A 17,922-nucleotide genomic window follows, 5' to 3' on the forward strand; every position below is an offset into this window, starting at 1 on the left:
GAGAGCGGTTTGATGAAGGTGTTTGCCCGCAGTGAGATAGTGGACGGGGCGGTGAGTTCAAAGATTGGCGGAGTGGACATAGAGGCGACCGGAGGCATAAGCGCGGGTTACGAGGCGGTTGATGAAACGGCGCGAACCGAAACCGAGCACCGCGCATACATAAGGCTTAACGGAACGTTTTAGTCCCGTCCCTTCAAAATCATCCCTCGGCATTGTATAAACTCAACTCCCGTTCGGGAGAAACCGTATTGACTGTGCAGACGGAAAACAAAAAGAAAAAAACCTGGCTTGCGGTTGTGCTTTCCGTTCTGCTGCCCGGCCTCGGACAGATATACAACGGAACTCTCGGCAAAGGGCTGATGCTTATCGGGATGAATTTTCTCATCACACTTTTGAACAAGGATTTTGTCAGGCAGTTTATGGAGCAAAGTATTGCCGAGAAAGACGAGCCGGTTTTCTGGGCATACATGGCGGCCGGGCTGATACTTACCGGCCTTGCGGTTATTGACGCAAAGATGGAAGCCGAAAACGCAAACGCCGGAATTCAGCGGGACGAGGAATAGGGGGCGTCTCCCCTGAATATCTCAACAAGCGAAGGCAGCAGCAGTATGGCCGAAAGCATTGCCGCAATAAGCCCCGCAATTGTGAACAGCGCAAACTTGACCATTACGACAAGACTTGAAGAGAAAAAGACCGCAAGCGCCGCGCAAAAAAGCAAACTCGTAAAAACAACCGGCCTTGCGACAATCCGCATGCTTCTTTCAATCCCCTCCTCCGTATTTGAAGCCCCCGGCCTCTCCCTTCTGAAATGATGAAGAAAATGTATGGAGTCGTCCACACTCAGCCCAAACGTTATTCCGGCGACCAGAACCGTGGCAAAATCAAAAGGGACTTGCAGCAGGCAGAGCATTCCGGTTGAGACAAGAACGGGAAACAGATTGGAAACAAACCCCGCCATGCCGAGGCGGAGGCCGAAAAGGGCGGTAAACACAACCGCAATGACAAGCAAAGTAAGGGCGAAACTTCGCGCCTGAGTGGAAAGGACATAGCGGCTCAACTGGTGGACATAATGCCCCATTCCCGTAACAGTGATTTCGCCGCCGGGGAAAGTCTGCTTTGAAAGCGAGGATAAAGAATCAATCAGAGAGCCAAGTTCCAATGAACTCAGGTTTGGCGTCTGCGCCTCTATACGGGCGGTTGAGGAAGTGAAATTCAGATAGGGGCTTACAAGGTCTTTTCCCCTTTCCCCGCGTGACAGTTCAAGGAAAAAAATTTCCTGCGCCAGTTCGTCCGCGCTTTGCGGAAGGGGTGAGGCGCTCCCGCCCGCAAGAGCCCGGTGGGTTATCCCGACCGGAAGTATGTAGGTGTTGGAATGGTTCACAAACTCTTCTGATTCAAACCCTTCCGCCAGACTTTTCACGCGGTTGAAATTGTCTATAAGTTGAAAATACCGCTCCCGCCCGCCGTCAACCAGAACCTCAAGCGAGCCGGAGCCCCCCAACTCGCGGTCTGCGACTTCAAACGCTTTTGACACGTGGCTTGTCTTCTTGAAGAGGACATGCAAAAAATTTGTTTCCGTCTTCGCATAAAACAGCGACAGCGCCAAGATCAGGGAAGCAAGTCCGAAAACAACCGGGGCCTTTGCTCTGTGAGCAAGCCCCTTTAAGACCGTCGCGGTTACCCGCGCGGTTTTTTCTCCCGGTTTTGCCGACATCCCGGCGGGGAAAAGCGCAAGCGCCCCCCACACCGTCGCAATCAAAAGCGGATAACACAAAGCAATTGCGACAAAAGAATCAATCCCGAAATTCCGCACCGGAACAAGTTCACTCACGGAAAAAGCGCCGAACCCGACCGCGCTTGTAAGGCTTGTCATCAGGCACGGAAGCCACGAGCCGCTCATTGTTGAACGCAGGGGGGAAGCCGCCTTGCGGGCGGTTTCTTTGTCCCAAATCGCGAATATATGGAGACCGTCCGCAATGACAATCACGGACACCAGCAGGGGAAGCGCCAGACTCACGGGCGTGAGGCTGTGGCCGAGCATATTAACGGTTGCAAGAGACTGCGCCACCGCAACGCCGAGGCAAGCCATAAGCGCGGCAACCCGGTAACCGTTGCGTAAAAATCCGTAAAGAAAAACCGCCACAACCGAAGCCCCAAGCGCAAGCAGCATGGGCAGCTGACTCCGCACGGAGCGGTTGATCTCCGCCTTCAAGGCGGCGTCTCCGGCGAGAAAAGCGCCGGGGAATTGCGAGTTGCCGACCGTTTCCTCAACCGCCTTGAACACTTCGTCTCTGAACACGGCGCGGTTGCGGGTCTGCGTTCTCAATCTTACGGCGAGGGTTTTGCCGTCTTCCGAGAGAATTTTTCCATAGTAGGGGCTTTCACGAAAAGCGGCGCGAAAATGGCTGATATTTTCTATCGCTCCGACCTCAAGCGCGTTTGCAAAACTGCGGATTTGAAGCGTGTCGCCCGTTCTGACAACCGTTTTTGCCGACAGGGGCGAACGGGAGGCGGAGACGCCGGGGATTTTCAGCAGTTGTTTTTCAAGGTCGTCAATCGCGGGGAAAAGGGAAGGGGCGGAGAAGAAATCCTCTTTCAGGGGAATTATCAGCAGCAGGGATTCTCCCTCTTCAAACTCTTCGGCAAGATAGTCCAGTTGTTTTTCAAACGGGTGGTCGCGGGAAAGCCACGCATCGCTGTCAAATCTCAGGCCTGACGAGGCAACCGCAATCGCGCAGACAACGGCAAGCCACGGAATAACAAGGAGTTTTTTCAGCACATTTAGAATTTCCAGACCAGCCCGACGCGGGGGGCGAGGGCGAAGTCTTCATTGAAGTCGTAATTAATCGTTTCATCATCGTTAAACTCCGTCAGTTCGCTAAGCTGGCTGTCTGACAGGTATTGAAGGTAGTCAAGTCCGGCGGTGAGTTGCAGAATCCCGGCTCCGAAGCGGTCAAACCTCTCTATGTTCCAAACGGCGTAAAGGCTCGCCCCCGCCGCAACTGAGCCGAGAAAACCCGCCGTCAGACCGATGAAACTTTTTTTGTCTTCGGAAAGAAAAAAGGCGGCGTTAAGAAACGGCGCTCCGAAAAGTTCATCGGGGTCGCCACCGCCGCTCTCAACAATGCCGTCCTCATACATCACGCTGTAGGCAAATACCGCCACCTCAACCTTCCATCTGTCCGCAAGATACTCAACTCCGGCTCCGCCCAAAAATTCCGTCACATCCGCATAAAGATTCCCTCCGTTTCTTTGTCTCATAATTCTCACAAATTCCATTACATTCCTGTTGCTCTGAGCGCCTCCGGGACTTATCTGCTCAACATCCCCCTCCGTCATCCTGTATGACAGTTCCGATTTGAGACTCCACCTCCCTACGGGGATGGTCGCTTCAACGGCAAACATGTCCAGTTTCGGGAGACCGGGCGATTGGGTCAGGCAATAGGGGCTGCCATCAAGATTGAACCTGTTACGCACGGGACATGCGGTTGTCTGTTCCACCACCGATTGCATTCGGGCAACCTCAAAAACGCTTCTGCCGTGCAGGTATGTAAGGGCGATAGTTCCCCAGTCGGGATAAAAAATCGCCCGCGCCGCATATTGGTTGTGGTCTTGAAGGTCGTCTCTGTTTATCCCGTATTCCTCCCCCACCAGATCTGTAATAAGAGGGTCAACAATGGTTTTCAGAAAAAAGTATCCCTGAATCTCAATCCGTTCATGGGGAAGAACCGTTACTTGGGCGATGTTTTGCGCAAGCCCGTAGTTCACCTTTGAAAAAGTCGTGCCGATGTTTTTTGTCGTGAACGGAAGATTGAAAAACACCGGGGAGAAAATATCAAACTGCCCCCACACAACCTTGCTCCTTCCGGCTTTCAGGGTAAGCCGGGGATGAGGTGTAACGGAGAGATACGCTTCGTTCACTTCCACTTCATCGGACTCAACTGGCAAGGTTCTGTCACATGACGGATTACAATCATCCGGAGGGTTGTTCGGGTTAACCGGACTCCCTTCCTGCCTGAGTTCAATCTGCTCCTTCCACGCCCTTCCTTCAACATACACCTGAAACTTGTCCGTTGAAAAATCAACCCCGCCGCTTCCTATTATAAGATGCCTCTGGCTGTCTCCGGTCGGCGTTGAGAACGCGCCGAAATTCAAAAACACATACTCCCTTATGCTGTCAAGCAAGCCTCCGCCCGTCTGCTCGTATCCCTCTTCCACTATAAGGGCGGACGCGGGGCGGACATTTCCGGCGGAACACAGAGCGAAAGCCGCAAGAATTAAAGTTAAGCGTGAAAAATTTCTCATTTTGAAAACCTACCTGTTGCGAAGTTTGGAAACTGTTACCTGAGACGGCTTGATGTTTTTGAAGTTAACTGACTTTTTCGTCATAACAGTAGAGCCGCCGGTCTGGTGGTTGCTCATCTCCGCCTCCATTATAGTAAACATGCCGTCAGTTTCAACAACTCTCTTGCTCTTGAGAGTTTTCAGAAGCCGCCCCGAACGGTCATAAAACAGAATTCTCTCCGGCACTTTGATTCTGTTGACAATGTGGCTTTCAATCCTTGAATAAGGGTCGGACGGGTCGCGGGGAACACTTGATACAACCGAGACCTCCCCGTCCGCCTTCACCATTGTGTGGGTGTCATCATGCGGTTTTCTTCCCGCAATGTCGGCGTTGGTAAAGTCCGAGCCCATAAAACTCTGATGCTTCTCCTCCGCGCTGAGTTTGTTCACCCTTCTGAAAGCCGGAAAATATATCCACTGGTCGCTTTCCCTGCCGCCGCTCTCATAGACGATGTTGAAAAGCCCCGTTCCCTTGATGTCCGAGGGCTTGTAAAAGCGCAGCAGGCTTCTGGTCTCATCGCCGATGATTCTGTAAAGCATCTTGAAAAGGCGGACGCGCTCCCGCCCTTTGGGGTCTCTTACCACAATCTCCATGTCCATCCGCTGGCTTTTGTGCTTGCGTCCCTGTTCGTAAACCTGCTCCATAAGCCTGCGGGCGGGCGCATCATCCGCCGCCGCATAAGCGGGAAGAAACAGCGCCGCAAGCAATGAGACCGCAACAGTGGTGAGTGCAACTTTCATAAGCGGAATTGCCGGTTGTAAATTGAATGACCGCCCCGGCTGGGATACAATAAACGGCGCCGCCGGAATTTCAAAGAGGCGGCGGGAGAATGTTATGAGCAGAACAGTAACCATGAAAGGCAACCCCGTTACCCTTGCGGGAAAAGAAATCAGGGCGGGCGACCCCGCGCCGGACTTTTCCTCTCTTATGGGGCCCGGCATGAAGAAATCCCTTTCGGATTTCGCGGGCAAGGTAAAGATCTTCAATGTGATTGTTTCGGTTGACACTCCGGTATGCGATGTGCAGACGAAACGTTTTTCGGAGGAGATAAAGTCTCTGCCGGGCGATGTTGAGGTTATAACGGTCAGCATGGATTTGCCGTTTGCGCAGTCCCGCTACATAAAAGACGGTTGCATTGAAGGAGTCTCATGCCTGAGCGACCACTCGGAAGCGTCCTTCGGCAGGGCTTACGGCGTGCTGATAGAGGAAAACCGCCTTCTTGCCAGAGCGGTGTTCGTTGTTGACAAAGACAATGTGGTGCGCCACGCGCAGTATGTCGGAGAGATAGCCGAAGAGCCCGATTACATGGCCGTTCTTGAATCGGTCAAATCTCTGTGAGCGGGGAAGTTATGGCGGAAGGAGACGCGGCGGCGGTTACAAAAGAGAAGGTCTTTGAGATTCTGGGCGGCATTTATGACCCGGAAATCCCCGTTGACATAGTGAATCTGGGGCTTGTCTACAACATTGAGATTGAAGGCGGAGAGGTTCGCATACTTATGACGATGACTTCCCCCGGATGCCCGGCGGCGGGGCAGATAGTGTCCGAGGCAAAGTTGCTCACCTCCGAGATTGAGGGCGTTGAAAAGGTTGATATTGAAGTGGTGTGGGACCCTCCGTGGACTCCGGAGATGATGAGCGAAGCCGCGCGGGAAAGTTTCAACATATAGGGAGGAGAAAATGTCGGACAAACTCAAAACGGGAGACAAGGCGCCGCTTTTTGAAGCGGAGGCGGACGGCGGACGGACTGTGCGCCTTGCGGACCTCATCTCCGCAGGCGGGGCGGTCTTATGTTTTTATCCCAGAGACAACACGCCGGGATGCACCCGTGAGGCGTGCTCCCTCAGAGACAACGCCGCCGCCATAAGCAAAAAAGGTTTCGCCGTTGTGGGGGTCAGCACGGACGGCGTGAAATCTCATGACGGTTTTAAGGAAAAGCACGGACTCACCCAGACCCTTGTGAGCGACAAGGGCGGGGAGATAATCAACCTTTACGGAGTGGTGAGCCCTTCAAACACGGCGCGGCGCGTTTCATTCCTTGTGGACGGCGCGGGAACAGTCAGGCATATATGGAAAAAGGTTGACACAAACTCCCACGGCGATGAGATACTCGCAAAGATTGAAGAACTCTCTCTTTAGCCGTGGCCGCAAAGCAGTCAAAGGGCGCAAAGCCGCATTTCTTCATAACCGGAACTGACACCGGGGCGGGCAAGACCGTTGTTTGCGCCGCGCTGGCGCGATGCCTTATGGCGGGCGGCATGACCGTTTCGGTTGTCAAGCCTTTTCAGACCGGCTGTCTGCCGGGGGTTGTCTGTGATTCTGAATTTGTCCACCGGGCGATGGGAAAGAGTTTTGTCCCGTCTCTTTCAAGCCCGTGCAGGCTGAAAGAGCCGCTTGCCCCGATGATGGCGGCGCGTATTGAGGGCGCGGAGATTGATGTCGCAAAGGTGATGGAAGTGATAGGGGAGCAGTCCCGAACCCATGACGCCGTTATAGTGGAGGGCGCGGGCGGGCTTATGGTGCCGATAAGCGAGGGGTATTTCATGGCGGACTTTGCGGCGGATTTGGGCTTCAGAACCGTCATAGCGGCGCGGGCGGGCCTTGGAACACTCAATCACACAATCCTTACGGTTGAAGCGGCGAGGGCAAGAGGGCTGGAGGTGGCCGGGGTTGTGATATGCGGATATCCGTCTCCGGCGGGCGTATGCGAGGAGACAAACCTTGCCTTTCTGCGGACGGAGGAAGAGAGGGTCGGAAAAGTGGCGGGGGTTATCCCTTTCATTGAGGGATTGGATGTTGAGGGCGGCGCGGCGGAGGGGCTTGCGCGGGAGGACTGCCGCCGGTTCTTTACCGCAGAGTTGTTCGGAGTTATGGGAGAAGAGTCTTAATTATTTGACACAGTTTTAAGTTGTGTTAGTTTACCGCTCGCCACCCCGCCAAATGGCTTATCAGAGGCTCAAGCGAAGTTTCTTTTAGATGTTGCCGGATTTTACAAACACCGCCCTGTTTCTTATTGTGTCGGCTCTCCTGTCGGGAGTCGCGTTTACTGCGGCGGCAAATGATGAGGGGCCCGAACAGCCGATACTGTTCAGCCACAAGATACACGCCGGAGACAACAAGATAGACTGCCGCACCTGCCACAGTTATGTTGAAATCTCAACACATCCCGGAATCCCCTCGGTTCAAAAGTGTATGGGTTGCCACACCCACATTCAGGGCAGGGATATTGAATACGAAACGGACGGGGGCAAGGTCATAAACCTGCGGGAAGAGATAGCAAAAGTGCGCGAATACTGGGAAAAGAAAGAGCCGATACCGTGGGTGAAAGTGTCGCCGATGGCGGAATACGTGCAGTTCAGCCACAAACGCCACATCAAGCAGGGCATTGAGTGTAAAACCTGCCACGGAGAGGTTGAGAAGATGGATGTTGTGCGCAAAACGGAGCGGCTGAACATGGGATTCTGCATCTCCTGCCACGAGGAAAGCGCAAAAGATGAGTATCACGAAACGCAGCTGAAGGACTGCCTTACATGCCACTATTAAGGGCCGCCGGAGGAACGGATTGTCTGACAAGATAAAAGACGGAAAAAACAAGACGGAAGAAGGAATCAGCAGACGCGACTTCCTCAAGGTTGTCGGTGTCGCCGGTGGAGCGGCGGCGGCTTCGGGCGGCTGCTCCTTTGAGCCGGTTGAACAGATCATTCCCTATGTGATTCCGCCGGAGAACTCCGTTCCCGGAATTCCCGACTACTACTCAAGCACCTGCCGCGAATGCCCCGCCGGTTGCGGCATTGTCGTCAAAACAAGGGAAGGGCGGGCAATAAAAATTGAAGGGGCTCCGGAAAACCCCATAAACAGCGGAGCCCTCTGCGCGAGAGGGCAGGCCTCCCCGCAGGGGCTTTACAATCCCGACAGAGTTAAATCCCCGCTTCTGAAAAACGAAGAGGGCAAGTTCCGCGCCGCCACATGGAAGGACGCCGAAAAGGCGCTTGCCGACAGAATACAAGACCTTGTGGCAAAAGGACGGGGAGACCGCATTGTCTATCTGGACGGCGTTGAGACCGGCTCTTACGATGAACTTCTCGGCATCTGGGCGGACGCCACCGGGGCGCGGCGCTACCACTATGAAACGTTTTCCCATGAGCCGATAAAGAAGGCGAATGAAATTGTCTTCGGCGCGGACTCCGTTCCGGCATACAAAATAGAAGAGGCCGAATACCTGCTCTCTTTCGGCGCGGACTACCTTGAGACCTGGCTCTCCCCGGTGTCCGGCGGACGGGGTCTCGGCAAACTGCGCTCCATAAAAGACGGAAAGATCGGCAAAGTGGTTCAGGTTGAGGCAAGAATGTCAATGACGGGGGCAAGCGCAGACCGCATGATAAACATCAGCCCCGGCTCCGAAGTGTTTCTTGCCCTCGGAATAGCAAACGCAATGGCAAAAAAGGCGGCGAATGTGGAAGACTACATTGCGAGCCTCGTGAGCGACCACACCCCGGAGGAAGTCTCCCGCAAAATCTCCGTGCCTGCGGAAACGATATACGAAATTGCGGAAGAGATGCTTTCAAAGAAGAGCCTCGCCATCGGCGGCGGCGCGGCGGGAACGGCTTCCAACGCAACGGAGATGCTTGTTGCGGTGAACCTGCTCAACCACCTGTCCGGCAACATGAACGAGACCGTTGATTTCTCCGACGCCCTTGCCGTCTCAAAGTCGGCCTCCTACGGGGAAATGCTCTCCTTAATAAAAGATATGGAAAAAGGCGCGGTTGAGGTGCTGATTGTGAGGGGCATAAACCCCGCTTTCGTCCTGCCCCGTGCGGCCGGATTCAAAAAGGCGATGGAGAAGGTAGCCTTTTCCGTCAGTTTCTCGCCGTTTATGGACGAGACCGCCGGGATGTGCTCCGCCGTCCTGCCGGACAACCATCCGCTTGAAAGCTGGGGGGACTTCAGGGCAAGGGAAAGTTTTCACGGAATTGTGCAACCGGCGGTGGAGAGGGTGTTCAACACAAAATCATCCGCGGATGTCCTTATATCGGTGAGCGGACTGACGGAAGCGACAAAGGGGCTGTTTGCCTCGCCGGACTACTACTCGTTCCTCAGAGACTACTGGAAGCGGATGGGCGCTGATATTTCCCCCGAAAAACCGTTTGAAGATTTCTGGAACGAGTCGCTCAAAAAAGGCGGTGTTTCCGTTCCCGTTCAACCGGAGGCGGTTTCAATCTCAGGGCGTATGCGCCTGTTCTCTTTTTCGGGCAGGGACGCGGAATTTGAAGGAGACGGCAACCTGCGCCTGATGCCTTTCCCGTCCGCAAAGTTTTATGACGGCAGGGGGGCAAACAAGCCGTGGCTGCAGGAACTGCCGGACTCTCTTACATCGGTGGTTTGGGACTCATGGGTGGAGATGCACCCGTCCGTGGCGGAGGAAATGGGAGCGCGGGACGGCTCGTTTGTAAAGGTTGAGTCTCCCTTCGGCTCTTTTGAGACGCAGGCGTTTGTTCACGAGGGCATATCTCCGGACACGGTCGCAATGCCGATAGGGCTCGGGCATGACAGTTACGGAAGATACGCAAAGGGCAGGGGAGTCAGCCCGATGGAGATACTGTCCACCCGCTCAGACGCGCTTTCGGGCGGGTATGCGTGGCTCTCCACAAAAGTCCGCATCATCCCGACCGGCAGAGACGGACTGCTGGTGCGCACACAATACACAAAATCACAGCACGGAAGAGAAGTGGCGCAAACCGTTGACATCAAAGACCTCGGCCACAAACACGACAACGGGCATGATGGACACGGACACCACCCTGATTTTTATCCCGACCTGAAATATGAAAAATACAGATGGGGCATGTCAATTGACCTGTCAAAATGCACCGGTTGCGGGGCGTGCGTGACTGCGTGCTACGCGGAGAACAACATACCGTTTGTCGGCAAAGAGCAGGTTGCGCGGCGCAGGGAAATGGCCTGGCTCAGAATAGACAGATTTTTTGAAAAGAATCCCGACGGGGAGGTTACGGCGCGGTTTGTTCCGGTTCCGTGCCAGCATTGCGGCAACGCCCCGTGCGAGCCGGTGTGCCCCGTTTACGCCACCTACCACAATCACGAAGGGCTGAACGGAATGATATACAACCGCTGCGTGGGAACCAGATACTGCTCCAACAACTGCACCTACAAAGTGAGGAGATTCAACTGGTATTCATACAAAGTGCCCGAGCCGCTCAACTGGCAGTTCAACCCCGATGTTACCGTAAGAACGAAAGGGGTCATGGAAAAGTGCAGTTTCTGCGTCCAGAGAATAAGGCAGTCTCACGACACCGCCAAAGACGAGGGAAGGGACATACGAGACGGGGAAGTGGTAACGGCCTGCCAGCAGACTTGCGCCACAAACGCAATAGAGTTCGGCAACCTGCTGGACCCTAACAGCAGGGTCTCGGAGGCGTCTCACGACGAGAGGGGCTACAAACTTTTTGAGGAAATAAACACGAAACCCGCGGTTACCTATTTGAAGGACGTAACCCAGTCGTAAAAAGACGGAAGGAAACCGGCTGAAGTGGAAAAGAAACCGAACAATCTCACTTATTCAAAGGTTACCGCCGATGTGGTCCGGGTTCTTGAAAAGCCCTCCAAGGAGTGGGGGATGCTGTTCGGAACGGCGCTGTTCTTTGTCGGCATCGGGCTTGTGTGCTTTCTTTATCAGGTTTACACCGGGCTTGGCGTGGCGGGCTTCCGTCATCCGGTTTTCTGGGGAATCTACATAACGGACTTTGTTTTCTGGGTCGGAATCGCGCATTCCGGAACTCTGATATCCGCCGTTCTTTTTCTTTTCAGGGCGCGGTTTCGCATGTCCATCTACAGGCTCGCCGAGGCGATGACGGTTTTTGCCGTTTTGACCGCCGGGCTGTTTCCGATAATCCATCTGGGAAGGCCCTGGAATTTCTACTGGCTGTTTCCCTACCCGAACCAGAGGGAGTTATGGGTGAACTTCAAATCGCCCCTTGTGTGGGATGTTTTCGCCGTCAGCACCTACCTGACGGTCAGTTCCATATTCTTCTTCGTGGGCATGATTCCCGACCTTGCCGCCATTAGAGACAAGGTGACGGGGCGTGTGCGCAAGACGGTGTATTCACTGCTGTCGCTGGGGTGGAAGGGGTCAAACTGGGAATGGCTGCACTACACGAGGGCGTATCTGTATTTCGCCGCGTTTGCCACCCCGCTTGTTCTGTCCGTCCACAGCGTTGTGTCTTGGGACTTTGCAATGGCAAGCCTGCCGGGCTGGCACACGACCATCTTCGCCCCCTACTTTGTGGCGGGCGCCATATTTTCAGGGCTTGCGATGGTCATAACGCTCGCAATTCCCATTCGCAAAATCTATCACCTTGAAGACTACATAACGATGGACAACTTTGACGGGATGGCGAAACTCATCATCTTCACCTCCCTGATACTCGGATACGCCTACGGGGTTGAGTTCCTGTTCGCGTGGTACAGCGGCGTTCCCGCCGAGTGGGAGCAGTTTGTCTACAGGGCGGTGGGAGAATACGCTCCGTTTTATTGGACTATGATCGTGTGCAATGTTGTCTGCCCCGTGTTTCTGTGGTTCAAGCGGTTTCGCCACAACCTGAACTTTTTGTTTGTAATTTCCATACTGATAAACATAGGCATGTGGTTTGAGCGTTTTAACATAATCGTCATATCCCTTTCCCGCGATTTTGACCCGGCGGTCTGGGGGGTTTACAAACTGTCATGGGTGGAAGTCGGTCTCACGGTCGGCAGTTTCGGGTGGTTTTTCATGTTCTTCCTCATATTCCTGAAAACGCTTCCCTCCATAGCGATAGCGGAGATAAAGGAAATACTGCCGCTCCCGCGCAAAAAAACGGAGGTGGGCGGTGAGTAGGAAAACAAGGGACGGAGTGCTTGGCGTTTACTCCCATATAGACACCCTTACGGACTGCCTGAAAACCCTGAAACGGGAGGGGTTTGAAAACATAAGGGTATTCTCTCCCGTTCCGAGCCATGAGGTTGAGGAACTGGTTGCGGAGCCGGAAAGCCCGGTCAGGTTCTTTACCCTTTTCGGCGCTCTGCTTGGCGGGGCGTGCGGTGTGGCGCTCACGGTCATCACGGCGAGCGACTGGCCGATACAGGTGAGCGCAAAACCGGTTGTGTCCATAACGCCCTTTACGGTCATCATATTTGAACTCACAATTCTCATGGGGGCGCTGTCAACGCTTATGGGTCTGCTCATAAACTCTTTTCTGCGCAGAAGAAGCCCCGTTACCATGTATGACCCCAGATTTTCCGATGACAAGTTCGGAATAATGGTGGTCTGCTCAAGCGAGGATGAAAGCAACTCCGCGCGCGAGATAATGCTTTCGGGCGGAGCGGAGGAGGTCAAAATTGACTCTGCGTAAAACCGCTTTGCTTGCGCTTGCGGCGGTTGCCCTGATGCCGGGATACTGCCGGGCGTTTCCATGGTCGCTTGACATGTGGGTTCAGCCCTCGTCCGACCCGTATGAAAAGCCCGTGCTTCATCCGCAGAAATCCGTCAGCGTAAACGCCGCTCCGGCAAAAAGCAGGGAGGAAACCGAGGCAATTGAGAAATCCCCCGTCCCCGCCACCGCCGCCTCAATTAAAAGGGGAGAGAGGCTTTATAAATACAACTGCGTTTCCTGCCACGGCCTCAAGGGCTTGGGAGACGGTCTGATAATTACAAAGGGGCACGGCTTTTATCCCGTCAACCTTACGGCTCCGGGAGTTGTTGCAAGAACGGACGGCTATCTTTACGCCTACATAATGTACGGAGGCAAGGTTATGATGCCCGCATACGCGGAAAACATGCCCGTTCAGGGAGACGCATGGCACATAGTAAACTATGTCAGAAATCTTCAGGAAGAGGTCGCCGGCCCGAAGGGAAAACAGGAAAATGAAACAAACAAGTGAGCGGACAAAAGAAGCGGTAATGAGCAAGGTGGGCATGATACCCCGGTGGGTTATCATCTTTCTGGGAGGCATGGCGGCCGTCGGGGCGGCGGCGTTTGTCTTTGCGGCTTTGTCTCCGCAGCATGCGGAGGGAGCGTGGCGCATTCTGCTTGTCAACTTCCTTTTCTGGACCGCGCTTGCGCAGGGCGGGGTGGTGCTTTCATGCGTGCTGAGAATAACAGACGCCCGGTGGGCGCGCTCTTTTCTGAGGATAGGAGAGTCTTTCAGCTTCTTCCTTCCCGTCTCACTGTTGCTTCTGGTTGTGATATTTATCGGCGCGGACACTCTGCTCCCGTATTCCCACCACCACTACCATTCCCCGAAAGATGTGTGGCTTGCCATGCCTTTTGTTGTTCTGAGAAATGTGATCGGGTTCGGGTTTCTTCTCTTCCTGACCTACCGCTACGTAAGGGGGTCGCTGTGTCTTGACACCAACCCTTCGGGCGCGAAGTTTGAGGATGTGAAAAAACTTGCGCCTTTCATCGTGGGCGCATACGCCGTGGTTTTCAGCCTGTTCTCCTGGGACTTTATGATGTCTCTTGACCCGCACTGGTTCAGCACTCTTCTGGGGCCGTATTACTTCATAGGCGGGCTCATATCAGCCGTGGCGATGACGTCCGTAATGTCAGTGGGTCTCTCGCGCCACCTCGGCCTTGCGGACTACCTGAACGATTACCACTACTGGGACATAGGGAAAATGCTGAACGGTTTTGCCCTTCTGTGGGCGTATCTGATGTTCTCCCAGTTGCTGCCGATATGGTATGCCAACATGCCGGAGGAAACGGCTTTTGTGATAAAGAGGATGGCCGAAGAGCCGTTCAAAACTTTTGCGTGGGCGGTTTTCACCTGCTGTTTCATCTTTCCCTTCATCTCCTTTATGCCGAGAACGCACAAGATTGTTACCCCCATAGCGGTCTTTATATCAACGGTTTTCATGTGCGGGCTGTGGATGGACAAGTTTCTGTTTGTTACCCCCTCGCTGACCCCGCACTTGCAGACATCCCTGCCCGAAGTTCTGATAACTCTGGGTTTTGCGGGGGCGTTTGTTTGCGCGTCTCTTGTGTTTCTCAACAGATTTCCGGCCATACCGTTTGGAGACCCTTTCTTTGACGGGCCGAATTCACACGGGGGAGGGCACTGAAACATGAGCAGGTTTCTTGACACTCTGACAAAAATAATAGTAGCCAAGGTGGTTCTCGGCATCGCGGGATTCATATTTCTGATTGTGATGGTCGCGTTTTTCGGCCCGGTTCTGGCTCCCCTTATGAACAAGTTGCCGTGGTAACGGAAAACAAACTTACATACGCCCGCTCCGGAGTTGACACGGAGGAGGCGGACAGGTTTGTCAGTCTCATCAAGCCGCTGGTGGAAGCCACTCACGGCGGTGAGGTTTTCAAATCCTACGGCGGCTTTGCCGGTCTCTACATGCTTCCCGGCGGCAAGCGCTACCTTGTTGGAGCGACGGACGGGGTCGGAACAAAACTCAAAATAGCGTTTGAGACCGGAAAACTGAACACGGTCGGCATAGACCTTGTCGCCATGTGCGTGAACGACATGCTCACTTGCGGCGCAAAGCCGCTTTTCTTCCTTGACTACATTGCGACCGGAAAACTGGACCCCGAAAGAATGGCCGGGGTTGTGGAGGGAATAGCAAGCGGCTGCTCGGAGGCGGGGTGCGCGCTTCTGGGCGGCGAGACCGCCGAAATGCCGGGGTTTTACGCGGACAAAGAGTTTGACCTCGCCGGTTTTTCAGTCGGCATTGTGGAGAAAGACCGCCACATAAGCGGGCGCAAGGTCTCCCCCGGAGATGAGATAATCTCCGTCCCGTCAAGCGGCGTTCACTCAAACGGTTACTCGCTCATAAGAAAGGCGTTGTTTGAAGAACAGAACCAGTCTCCCGATGAAACGCCGGAGGGGTTTTCCCGCACGCTTGGGGATGAACTTCTTGAGCCCACAAAGATATACGCCCGCGCGCTTGGCGGTGTGTTTGAAGATTTTGACATTCATTCCGCCGCCCACATAACGGGCGGCGGCCTCACCGGCAACATTCCCCGCTCTCTGCCCGCCGGATGCCGTGCGATTATTGAAAAATCGTCATGGGAAATCCCGCCCGTATTCGCCTTTATCAAAGAACGCGCCCGTCTGGAGGAAAGCGACATGTTTTCCGTTTTTAACTGCGGAATCGGAATGACGCTCACCGTCCGCCCGGCGGATTCAGGCGCGGTCATAAGGCGGCTTGAATCGGAAGGATGTGAAGGGGCGCGGGTCGTGGGAAAGGTTGAAAAGAGAGACGGCAAACCGGGCGTTGTATTTATATAGGGCCGTCGCCGATAACCCTGAACCCGAAAGAAAACGTGAAGGTCGGCTGGTCGCCCCAACTCCGGGGAAAGGGGCTGTAGGGGGCGGCGGCCTGCACGCTTCTCACCGCTTCAATGTCAAACGCCCGAACCCCGGACGACTTGGATATTTCTATTGAGCCGACCCGTCCGTCATTTTTCACCTCCACCAGCAGAACGGTGGAGATGTCCTGACTTGCCGGAACATTGGGGGCAAAAACGCGGTTCGGCCTCCACGCATTCTGCACCCGGCTTCTGAATTTCTGAATATACGACACATACTTGTCCTGAGGGACCCGGACGCTGAAATCGTTTTCATCCGAAGTTCCCCTGTGGTCTCCGTCATTGCCGGGCCTTCTGTTTTCCGGGCGGATATAGATTTCGCGCAAGTTCGCCCTGATGGCTTCGCTTATCAGCCGCCCTGCGACCTTCCGTTCGGCGGAAAACTGCTCGTCATCCTCGCTCGCCTGAGATTGCTCGGCGGTCTCAGGGGAGGGGGGCGGGGAAGCGGGAACGGATGGCGGGGGCGCGCCGTATGTGCCGCGCTTTACCTTGTTCTGTTCGGACGCGTATGTCTTTTCAGAATACGCCTTTGCGTCCTCCACAACGGCGTCCGGAGTTTCCTCTTCCGGTATAAAGTCTGTTATTTCAAGCAGTTGCTCTCTTCTGTCCTCAACGGCGACCGGAACAGTGAAAGCCCTGCCGCCAAGCGCCGCAAGCAGCAGATGAAGGAGCAGCGCCAGAACAAGTGAAATTGTCAGCCGCCTTTTTCTCTGCCGGCTTCGCGCGCGCCTGTTTTTTTCCACCCTCTTGTTCATTGCCCTATAGTGATTTTAATCGGTAAATCGCAACTTTCATCAACCTTTTATCCGTATAAGGACAAAAAGGGCGATTAGGAAAAGGGCGAAAAGGGCGGTCAAAAGGTTGAAGTATCTGTCAATAAAGTCCTTCGCTCTGTCGCCGAACCGCCACACCACGGCTGCGACAAGAAAAAACCTTGCGCTTCTGCCGATGGCGGAGCCGATAACCAGAACCCCGAGCCCCACATTGAAAACGCCTGAGGCCACTGTGAAAACCTTAAAAGGTATCGGAGAGAAAGCCGCCACAAGCAGGGCGTAAAAAGCGTTGTCGTTAAACAACTCCCCTGCGCGGATGAAATTTTCCTCCGTAAAGATGCCGTAACTGAAAAACCACCCGGCGGCCAAATCCCAGAAAAACCTGCCCAGAAAATAACCCGCGCACGCGCCGAGCACAGAGAACACAGAACATATCAAAGCAAACCTGAACGCGCGGGACGGCTTGCCCAGAGAGACGGGCAGAAGCAGAGCATCCGGCGGAAGGGGAAAGATAAATGACTCAAGAAACGCCACCGCCCCCAACACCCATGAAGCGTAGGGTTTTTCCGCCAGCCCTAAAAACGACCGGTAAAGATTGCGGAGGGGGTTCATTTTTTCAGGTCTCCCAGATGATTTTGTTTGAGGGTTTCAAAGTAGTCATGGTCTGTAAAATCAAGTTTGACGGGTGTAACGGATATCCATCCTTTCATAACGGAGAGTATGTCGGAGGAGGGGGTTTTTTTGAAAGCCAGATCGCTTCCCCCTATCCAGTAGTAGTTTTTGCCGCGCGGGTCTTTGTTTTTTATGATCTTGTCATCGTAAAACCTCTTGCCCTGTTTGGTTATTTTCACCCCTTTGATTTCTTCCGGCGGCAGGTTGGGAACATTGATGTTAAGGAGGGTGTTTGGCGGCAGGCCGCTTTCAAGAACAAACTCCGACACGGTTCTGGCATACATTGCGGCGGACTCAAACATAAACCCGTTTTTGGCGGCCACCGAGACGGCGACTGACGGTATTCTGAGCAGGGTTCCCTCCATAGCCGCGCTCACCGTGCCGGAGTATGTGATGTCATCCCCGACGTTTGCTCCCTTGTTTATGCCGGAGACTATCAGATCGGGTCTTTTTCCTTTTATAAGGCCGTTAACCGCAAGGTTTACGCAGTCGGTCGGAGTGCCGTCAACGCTGAATCTCCGGGGGGCGACTTCCTCAACCCTGAGGGGTCTGTGAAGGCTGAGCGCGTGGCTTGCCGCGCTCTGGTCTCTGTCCGGAGCGACCACTATGACCTCTCCTATATCCGAAAGGGATTCCTCAAGGGCGGCGATTCCGGCGGAGGTTATACCGTCATCGTTTGAGACCAGTATTCTTGTCTGTTTGGGCATGATGAAAGGGGTAATATACACCAATCGCAGGGGTTTGGCTTTTCTCACCCGTCATTCCG

At 54.2% G+C, this 17,922-nt stretch carries 20 protein-coding genes; 14 read left to right on the plus strand and 6 right to left on the minus strand.

Going from position 1 to position 17,922, the window contains the following annotated elements; translation table 11 throughout:
- Both OXF42_03405 and OXF42_03410 read left to right on the plus strand, forming a co-directional pair.
- Window positions 1-183, plus strand: a 183-nt coding sequence (locus OXF42_03405) for a hypothetical protein (protein MCY4047142.1), incomplete at its 5' end; no start/stop codon positions are given.
- Between the two features lie 65 nt (window positions 184-248).
- Complete coding sequence (locus OXF42_03410) at window positions 249-563, plus strand: hypothetical protein (protein MCY4047143.1); 315 nt, start codon at window positions 249-251, stop codon at window positions 561-563.
- On the opposite strand, the gene OXF42_03415 is transcribed toward OXF42_03410, so the two are convergent.
- The 3 genes from OXF42_03415 to OXF42_03425 are packed head-to-tail and all read right to left on the minus strand — an operon-like array spanning window position 545 to window position 5,085.
- On the minus strand, window positions 545-2,779 hold the full coding sequence (locus tag OXF42_03415) for an MMPL family transporter (protein ID MCY4047144.1): 2,235 nt from the start codon (window positions 2,777-2,779) through the stop codon (window positions 545-547). The genes OXF42_03410 and OXF42_03415 overlap by 19 nt on opposite strands.
- Before the next feature lie 2 nt (window positions 2,780-2,781).
- Window positions 2,782-4,305 (minus strand): hypothetical protein, encoded by a 1,524-nt coding sequence (locus OXF42_03420; GenBank protein MCY4047145.1) that lies wholly within the window; start codon window positions 4,303-4,305, stop codon window positions 2,782-2,784.
- Window positions 4,306-4,314: 9 nt separating this feature from the next.
- Window positions 4,315-5,085 carry an outer membrane lipoprotein-sorting protein gene (locus tag OXF42_03425; GenBank protein ID MCY4047146.1) on the minus strand — a complete coding sequence of 257 codons (771 nt, stop codon included), beginning with the start codon at window positions 5,083-5,085 and terminating at the stop codon, window positions 4,315-4,317.
- A gap of 94 nt (window positions 5,086-5,179) precedes the next feature.
- Here OXF42_03425 and tpx point away from each other — a divergent pair, with 94 nt between their 5' ends.
- The 12 genes from tpx (at window position 5,180) to purM (ending at window position 15,631) form a co-directional block, all read left to right on the plus strand.
- Window positions 5,180-5,683, plus strand: coding sequence for a thiol peroxidase (gene tpx, locus OXF42_03430; protein ID MCY4047147.1), 504 nt, complete (start codon window positions 5,180-5,182; stop codon window positions 5,681-5,683).
- Entirely contained in the window at window positions 5,680-6,012 is a 333-nt protein-coding gene (locus tag OXF42_03435) for an iron-sulfur cluster assembly protein (protein ID MCY4047148.1), read from the plus strand. The genes tpx and OXF42_03435 overlap by 4 nt, the downstream gene beginning before the upstream one ends.
- Before the next feature lie 10 nt (window positions 6,013-6,022).
- Window positions 6,023-6,481, plus strand: a complete 459-nt coding sequence (locus OXF42_03440) for a peroxiredoxin (GenBank protein ID MCY4047149.1) — start codon at window positions 6,023-6,025, stop codon at window positions 6,479-6,481.
- 2 nt (window positions 6,482-6,483) lie between these two features.
- Window positions 6,484-7,230, plus strand: a complete 747-nt coding sequence (gene bioD / locus OXF42_03445) for a dethiobiotin synthase (GenBank protein MCY4047150.1) — start codon at window positions 6,484-6,486, stop codon at window positions 7,228-7,230.
- A 91-nt stretch (window positions 7,231-7,321) separates the two neighbouring features.
- Window positions 7,322-7,885, plus strand: coding sequence for a cytochrome c3 family protein (locus OXF42_03450; GenBank protein MCY4047151.1), 564 nt, complete (start codon window positions 7,322-7,324; stop codon window positions 7,883-7,885).
- Between the two features lie 19 nt (window positions 7,886-7,904).
- Window positions 7,905-10,862 carry a molybdopterin-dependent oxidoreductase gene (locus OXF42_03455; protein MCY4047152.1) on the plus strand — a complete coding sequence of 986 codons (2,958 nt, stop codon included), beginning with the start codon at window positions 7,905-7,907 and terminating at the stop codon, window positions 10,860-10,862.
- Window positions 10,863-10,886: 24 nt separating this feature from the next.
- Window positions 10,887-12,230: a polysulfide reductase NrfD gene (gene nrfD, locus OXF42_03460; protein MCY4047153.1), complete on the plus strand. Its 1,344-nt coding sequence runs from the start codon at window positions 10,887-10,889 to the stop codon at window positions 12,228-12,230.
- The gene (locus OXF42_03465; protein ID MCY4047154.1) at window positions 12,223-12,744 is read left to right on the plus strand and encodes a DUF3341 domain-containing protein; all 522 of its coding nucleotides are present in this window, start codon (window positions 12,223-12,225) and stop codon (window positions 12,742-12,744) included. Before nrfD ends, OXF42_03465 begins: the two co-directional genes overlap by 8 nt.
- Entirely contained in the window at window positions 12,731-13,273 is a 543-nt protein-coding gene (locus tag OXF42_03470; GenBank protein ID MCY4047155.1) for a c-type cytochrome, read from the plus strand. The genes OXF42_03465 and OXF42_03470 overlap by 14 nt, the downstream gene beginning before the upstream one ends.
- Window positions 13,257-14,453, plus strand: coding sequence for a hypothetical protein (locus OXF42_03475; GenBank protein MCY4047156.1), 1,197 nt, complete (start codon window positions 13,257-13,259; stop codon window positions 14,451-14,453). The genes OXF42_03470 and OXF42_03475 overlap by 17 nt, the downstream gene beginning before the upstream one ends.
- Before the next feature lie 3 nt (window positions 14,454-14,456).
- Entirely contained in the window at window positions 14,457-14,597 is a 141-nt protein-coding gene (locus OXF42_03480) for a hypothetical protein (GenBank protein ID MCY4047157.1), read from the plus strand.
- Window positions 14,591-15,631 (plus strand): phosphoribosylformylglycinamidine cyclo-ligase, encoded by a 1,041-nt coding sequence (gene purM, locus OXF42_03485; protein MCY4047158.1) that lies wholly within the window; start codon window positions 14,591-14,593, stop codon window positions 15,629-15,631. The genes OXF42_03480 and purM overlap by 7 nt, the downstream gene beginning before the upstream one ends.
- On the opposite strand, the gene OXF42_03490 is transcribed toward purM, so the two are convergent.
- The 3 genes from OXF42_03490 to surE are packed head-to-tail and all read right to left on the minus strand — an operon-like array spanning window position 15,624 to window position 17,863.
- Window positions 15,624-16,454, minus strand: a complete 831-nt coding sequence (locus tag OXF42_03490; GenBank protein MCY4047159.1) for a TonB family protein — start codon at window positions 16,452-16,454, stop codon at window positions 15,624-15,626. The genes purM and OXF42_03490 overlap by 8 nt on opposite strands.
- Before the next feature lie 51 nt (window positions 16,455-16,505).
- On the minus strand, window positions 16,506-17,096 hold the full coding sequence (locus OXF42_03495; GenBank protein MCY4047160.1) for a VTT domain-containing protein: 591 nt from the start codon (window positions 17,094-17,096) through the stop codon (window positions 16,506-16,508).
- Window positions 17,093-17,863: a 5'/3'-nucleotidase SurE gene (surE, locus tag OXF42_03500; GenBank protein MCY4047161.1), complete on the minus strand. Its 771-nt coding sequence runs from the start codon at window positions 17,861-17,863 to the stop codon at window positions 17,093-17,095. Before surE ends, OXF42_03495 begins: the two co-directional genes overlap by 4 nt.
- Window positions 17,864-17,922 lie beyond the last annotated feature (59 nt).

The organism is Candidatus Dadabacteria bacterium (genome assembly GCA_026708565.1).
Classification (GTDB): domain Bacteria; phylum Desulfobacterota_D; class UBA1144; order Nemesobacterales; family Mycalebacteriaceae; genus Mycalebacterium.

Coding starts and splice junctions, on each gene's coding strand:
- OXF42_03420 (MCY4047145.1), bottom strand. CDS start 4,305: ATGAGAAATTTTTCACGCTTAACTTTAATTCTTGCGGCTTTCGCTCTG.
- OXF42_03425 (MCY4047146.1), bottom strand. CDS start 5,085: ATGAAAGTTGCACTCACCACTGTTGCGGTCTCATTGCTTGCGGCGCTG.
- tpx (MCY4047147.1), top strand. CDS start 5,180: ATGAGCAGAACAGTAACCATGAAAGGCAACCCCGTTACCCTTGCGGGA.
- OXF42_03440 (MCY4047149.1), top strand. CDS start 6,023: ATGTCGGACAAACTCAAAACGGGAGACAAGGCGCCGCTTTTTGAAGCG.
- OXF42_03475 (MCY4047156.1), top strand. CDS start 13,257: ATGAAACAAACAAGTGAGCGGACAAAAGAAGCGGTAATGAGCAAGGTG.
- OXF42_03480 (MCY4047157.1), top strand. CDS start 14,457: ATGAGCAGGTTTCTTGACACTCTGACAAAAATAATAGTAGCCAAGGTG.
- OXF42_03495 (MCY4047160.1), bottom strand. CDS start 17,096: ATGAACCCCCTCCGCAATCTTTACCGGTCGTTTTTAGGGCTGGCGGAA.
- surE (MCY4047161.1), bottom strand. CDS start 17,863: ATGCCCAAACAGACAAGAATACTGGTCTCAAACGATGACGGTATAACC.